Below are 5,253 nucleotides of genomic sequence, written 5' to 3'. Positions count from 1 at the left end.
GGTCGGCAGCCACGCCGAGGTCGCCGAACGCATCACGGAATACGCGAGCCTCGGCATCAGCGAGTTCATCCTCTCGGGCTATCCGCACCTGGAGGAGGCGTACTGGTTCGGCGAGGCCGTCCTCCCGATCCTGGCGCGCCGCGGCCTCTGGACCCATCCGGCACCAGCAGAAAACGGAGAAACCTTGACCCCGTTCGCCCCCACCCACGAGCACGTGACCGCGCCATGACGACGATCGCCGTCATCACCGGCAACCCCAAGCCGCAATCACGCACGCACTCCGTCGCCCTGGCCGTCGCCGACGCGATCGCCGCAGGCCTGGGCGCGCCGGCCGACCGCCTGGAGATCGACCTCACCGAGCACGCCGCCCGCCTGTTCGACTGGTCGGATCCTGTCCTGTCCGGGCTGACGGCGGCGGTCGCGAGCGCGGACGTCGCGATCTTCGCCTCGCCCACCTACAAGGCGTCCTACACCGGCATGCTCAAGGCGTTCCTCGACCGCTACGGCTCCAACGGGCTGGCCGGCGTCACGGCGGTCCCGGTGATGACCGGCGGCTGGCCCGGCCACCTGCTCGCCGTCGAAGTCCACCTGCGCCCGGTCCTCGTGGAGCTCGCCGCGACCGTCCCGGCCCGTGGCCTGTACGTCACCGAGCCGGAACTCCCCGAGCTCGACGCCGTGGTGGCCAGGTGGTCCGCCACCGCCACCCCGCTGATCATCCGTTCGCTGGAAAGCTAAACACTTATCCCGAACGGCAGCCGGATAACCGGCGCCTATCTATTGGTTACGCGGATGACAATAATGAATTGTCCGTACGGGCCCGGGAAGTCTAGGGTCGCGGTGATGACTGACGACCTCCCGCCGCGCCTTACCCGCCTCATGTTCCACGGCCCGTTGTCCGAGGGCAGAGCCGCACGCATCGTCGACCGGCTCGCCAGGACACGCCCGGCCACGGTGCTGGACGTCGGCTGCGGCTGGGGTGAGCTGATGCTCCGCATCCTCGCCACCGTCCCCGGCGCGGTCGGTACAGGGATCGACCTCAGCGACGCCGATCTCGCCAGGGGCCGGGACAGCGCGATGGCCCGCGGGCTCGCCCGGCGGGTGTCATTCTTCGAGGAGTCCGCGGTCGGCACCGCGCGCGGGCCGGCCGACTTGGTCCTGTGTGTCGGCGCCACCCACGCGCTCAGCGAGGCCAAGCCGCCGCAGCACACCCTCGATGCGCTGCCCGCGCTCCGCCGACTGGTCAACCCAGGGGGACGGGTGTTCGTCGGTGAATGCTTCTGGGAGCATCCGCCGACCCCCGCCGAGATCGCCGCCGTGTGGCCTGGCATCACTGCCCAGGATCACTACGACTTGCCCGGGCTCATCGATCTGGCGATGATGGCCGGGTTCCGGCCGGAATGGATCGAGACCGCCAGCCTCCAGGAATGGGATGACTTCGAGTCCGGTTCCATGGCGGACGTGGAGGAGTGGCTCGCGGACCATCAGGATCACCCGCTGGCGGCCGAGACCAGGAAGATGGCCGACGATCACCTGTCCGTCTGGCTCCGCGGATCCCGCGGGCTCCTGGGTGTGGCCTACCTCACGCTTATTCCGCTGCCGTAACACCCCAGGCGCGCAGAAGAGCCCGCACGAGCACAGGACCGGGAGCCAGCCCCGCCAGGCACATCCAGGGATCCCGAACGAAGGGTGGCGTCTGCCCGCCCGCAACCGCGTGTGCCACACGCCAGGGACCACGGCGTCAGCGTTTCCAGTGCGCGATGAAGCCCAGGTAGCGCTCGGCGACCTGGTCGCGTACGCGGGCCGCCGCCGCCTCCCCGCGGTCGGACGCCGCGTAGCCGCGCACGGCGTCCTCCCAGATGCTGCGCCCGATCGCGAACCCGACGAACTCCTCGACCTGGCAGGCCACCTCGAGCCAGTGATCGAGGCGGTCGGCCGGCGCGTCCCGGCCAAGGACGATCAGGTCCGTTGTCCGGCCGCCGGCCTTGGCCTGCCCGGCCACCTGCCGCGCCGCCGCCACGGTCTCCAGGCCCTCGACCTTCCATATCGCGGGCTCCACGCCATGCGCGTAGTTGTCCGCGATTACCTGCGTGACCAGGCCGGGGCGGATGTCATGGTCGTACCTGGCCGCGTCCTGGCCGGCCTGCGCAAGCTGGGCGTCGGTGGCCGGCACGAGCAGCTCGTAAAGCATCGGCACGCCGATGCCGCGCAGCCCGGCGCTGACCTCGGCGAGGCGCTCGAACTGCCCTTCGCGCTCTTTGGGGTCGAAGTCCGGGTTATCGCGGACCAGCACCTTGGAGTAATCGGGGCGGACCGTTTCGACGTGCTTGCGCCACTCCTGCCCCCACTCCAGCGTGAACCACTCGTGGCCGCTGGCTTCGACCGGCACCGCAAGCACCAGCGGCTGCTCGCTGCCGCGGACCGAGTCGATGACGCTCTGCCCGTACCGCTCGTCGACAAGCACCCCGATGCGCCCGTACGTCACCGCGGGCAGGGCCTCCTGCAAACCTTCGTAGATGAGGTGCTTGGCAGCTCGCATGGCGGCGACCTCGGCAGCGTCCGGCTGGTCGTTCTTGACATCGAACAGGGTCCTGCCGAACGATTCGCGGTGATCCATGGCCAGGATGAACAACGGATCGTCGTGCCGGGGCCGCCACCCAGAGTTGGCTGTCATGCTTGTACGCTACCCAGCCGGGCAGCGAGGAGAACGGAAATGACTGATCAGGCAGTCCGCGTCGAGAAGTCGGGGGCGGTCACGACCGTCTTCCTGCACCGCCCAGCGCGCCGCAACGCCGTCGACGGCCCGACCGCGGCCCAGCTCGCCGCGGCCTTCCGCGCGTTCGACGCCGATCCGGACGCCGCCGTTGCCGTGCTGCACGGCGCGGGCGGCGTCTTCTGTTCCGGCGCCGACCTGACCGCGATGGGCACCGAGCGCGGCAACCGCGTCAGCCCCGACGGCGGCGGGCCGATGGGGGTGAGCCGGCTGCGGCTGTCCAAGCCGGTCATCGCCGCGGTCTCCGGGTACGCGGTGGCCGGCGGCCTGGAACTGGCCCTGTGGTGCGACCTGCGGGTCGCCGATGAGACCGCGGTGTTCGGCGTCTTCTGCCGGCGCTGGGGCGTCCCGCTGATCGACGGCGGCACGGTGCGCCTGCCCCGGCTGATCGGCACCAGCCGGGCGATGGACATGATCCTCACCGGACGCGCGGTCGACGCCGCCGAGGCGGCCGCGATCGGGCTCGCCAACCGCGTCGTGCCGGCCGGGCAGGCGCTGGCCGCCGCCCAGGAGCTGGCCGCCGGGCTTGCCGCGTTCCCGCAGGTCTGCCTGCGCAGCGACCGCGCGTCTGTGCTGGACGCCGAGGGCCTTGACGAGGCCGCCGCGATGGCGTCGGAGTTCGCGCACGGGCGCGCGGCGCTGGTCACCGAGGCCAGCGCAGGCGCCGCCCGGTTCGCCGAAGGCGCGGGTCGGCACGGGACCTTCGACCGCGGTCCGCCAGCTCAGTGAGCGAGCCGGCGTCGTAGTCAGCAGAATTGTCGAGGCGATCGAGATCTGGCACGACCGGATCTAGAAGAACGACAGGGTCTCCACGCCGACACCCGCCTGCACGGTGCGCAGCACCTCGCCGCGCTTTAGGTTGCACACGGCCAGCGACCCCTCGTTGTGATTGGCGATCACTACCGTTTCCCCGTCCTCGTGGAAGGCCATGTTCATCGGGCCCTGGCCGAGGTGCAGCAGGGCCTGTGACGCAAGGTCGGCGGACAGCACGGTCGCCAGCGGTGCCTCGAAGCTGGTGACGACGAGGTACCTGCCGTCGGGGCTGTAGCGCGCGATCTGGGCCGCCTTCTCGTGCCCGGCCAGCCTGATCGTCGAGCGGACCTCGTCCGAGGCCGTGTCCACCACCAGGATCTGCGGCTCCTGGGCGTCGACGTAGATGACCGTCTGCCCGTCAGGAGACATGCCGACTCCGGCGGAGCCGTTCGGCGTGGGGATCTTCTTGATCACCCGCCGTGTGACCAGGTCCACGACGGTCCCGAACGTGTCCTCCTCGTTCTCGGTGTACAGCTTGCTGCCGTCCGGCAGCACCTCGATACGGTGCGCCTTGTTGGAGCCCAGCTCGATCACGTCCTCGATCTCGCCGCTTTCCTGGTCGATCTCCAGCGCCACGCCGCTGTTCTCGCACACGCAGTACAGCTGGCCGCGGGCACCCCAGCGCAGGCCGTGCGGAGCCAGGTACGGATACGTGCTGAAGTCACCATCGTGCCGTCGTTTCCGCAGGTCAAACCGGGCGACAAGGTGACCGGGATGGGGATTGTTCCCGTGGATCCCGTCACCGTAGACAGGAACGTACGCGAAGCGGTGATCGGGGGAGATGAGCAGCTCGTGCACTCTGGGCGCGAAGCCGTCGAGCGTCAGCTCGGTGTCATAGGTCACCGGGTTGAGGAACAGCACGTGATTCCCGATCTTGTCCACGGCGATGAGACCGCTGCCGCCTGTCAGGAAGTTGCCGTCTGTCATTGTTCGTCCTGTTCAATCGCATCGACGGGGATGTGACACCTCCTGGGCAGGAGCCGGGCCAAGGCCCCTTGGCCGGGACCGGCTCCGATGTACAAACGCCCCCGCACTCACGACGCCAGGTTAGCCCGGGCTGTTTTTTCCCGGGCCGCCGGCGGCGCGCACCACAGGCACCAGCTGCCCCGCACCAGGCCGTCGGCCATGATCGCGAAGACTTTTCGCAGCTACGAGTGCAAAAGGTCTACGCCATAAAAAAAGTCTTCGCGATCTTCGGATAGCGGAGAGCGCACTGGTGCGGATGCGAATGCAGATCCGGCAGATACGCGCCGCCGGCGCCTGTGCAGCCGGAGCTGCCGCAAGCGGCCTGCACAGCCGGTGCGCTAGGCGGGCAGCTGCTCCCCGAGCGAGGCGTAGCTGCCCCGCCAGAACACCAGCGGCCGTGTCCCGTCGCCGCTGGTTTCCACGTGCCGGACGCGGCCGATGACGATCTCGTGGTCCCCGCCAGGGAGTGCGTGCTCCACCGTGCACTCGACGACCGCGAGCACGCCGTCCAGCCGCGGGCTGCCGGTCAGGCCGCGGCGGTGCCGCACCCCGTCCCAGGCCGCGCACAGGCCGCGCCTGGCGAAGTTGGCCGACAGGTGCCGCTGCCGGTGGCCGAGCACGTTGACCACGAACGCGCCGTGGCCGCGGATCGCCCGCAGCGTCGAACTGCCCAGGTCGAAGCAGACAAGCACCAGCGGCGGGTC

General features: G+C 69.8%; 6 protein-coding genes and 1 pseudogene. 4 read left to right on the top strand and 3 right to left on the bottom strand.

Annotated elements, in window-relative coordinates; all coding sequences use genetic code 11:
* From Q1N79_RS20250 to Q1N79_RS20240, 3 genes and pseudogenes are all read left to right on the top strand, one after another.
* Positions 1-229, top strand: a pseudogene (locus Q1N79_RS20250) (alkanesulfonate monooxygenase); the annotation flags it as partial.
* Positions 226-735, top strand: a complete 510-nt coding sequence (locus Q1N79_RS20245) for an NAD(P)H-dependent oxidoreductase (protein ID WP_300611218.1) — start codon at positions 226-228, stop codon at positions 733-735. The pseudogene Q1N79_RS20250 and the gene Q1N79_RS20245, both read left to right, overlap by 4 nt.
* 105 nt (positions 736-840) lie before the next feature.
* Positions 841-1,602 carry a cyclopropane-fatty-acyl-phospholipid synthase family protein gene (locus Q1N79_RS20240; protein WP_300611215.1) on the top strand — a complete coding sequence of 254 codons (762 nt, stop codon included), beginning with the start codon at positions 841-843 and terminating at the stop codon, positions 1,600-1,602.
* A gap of 136 nt (positions 1,603-1,738) precedes the next feature.
* Here the strand turns inward: Q1N79_RS20240 and Q1N79_RS20235 are convergent, their stop codons facing one another.
* Positions 1,739-2,671 carry a 2-deoxy-5-keto-D-gluconate 6-phosphate aldolase domain-containing protein gene (locus Q1N79_RS20235; RefSeq protein WP_300611213.1) on the bottom strand — a complete coding sequence of 311 codons (933 nt, stop codon included), beginning with the start codon at positions 2,669-2,671 and terminating at the stop codon, positions 1,739-1,741.
* Positions 2,672-2,710: 39 nt separating this feature from the next.
* On the opposite strand from Q1N79_RS20235, the gene Q1N79_RS20230 reads away from it, so the two are divergent.
* Positions 2,711-3,499 carry a crotonase/enoyl-CoA hydratase family protein gene (locus Q1N79_RS20230; protein WP_300611210.1) on the top strand — a complete coding sequence of 263 codons (789 nt, stop codon included), beginning with the start codon at positions 2,711-2,713 and terminating at the stop codon, positions 3,497-3,499.
* 60 nt (positions 3,500-3,559) lie between these two features.
* On the opposite strand, the gene Q1N79_RS20225 is transcribed toward Q1N79_RS20230, so the two are convergent.
* Together Q1N79_RS20225 and Q1N79_RS20220 are read right to left on the bottom strand one after the other, a co-directional pair.
* Positions 3,560-4,510 carry a hypothetical protein gene (locus Q1N79_RS20225; RefSeq protein ID WP_300611207.1) on the bottom strand — a complete coding sequence of 317 codons (951 nt, stop codon included), beginning with the start codon at positions 4,508-4,510 and terminating at the stop codon, positions 3,560-3,562.
* A gap of 377 nt (positions 4,511-4,887) precedes the next feature.
* On the bottom strand, positions 4,888-5,253 hold a 366-nt coding region (locus Q1N79_RS20220), incomplete at its 5' end, for a flavin reductase family protein (protein ID WP_300611205.1).

It is taken from the genome of Trebonia sp., from assembly GCF_030042015.1.
GTDB lineage: Bacteria > Actinomycetota > Actinomycetes > Streptosporangiales > Streptosporangiaceae > Trebonia.
This window is presented reverse-complemented; position numbering and strand designations above follow the sequence as displayed.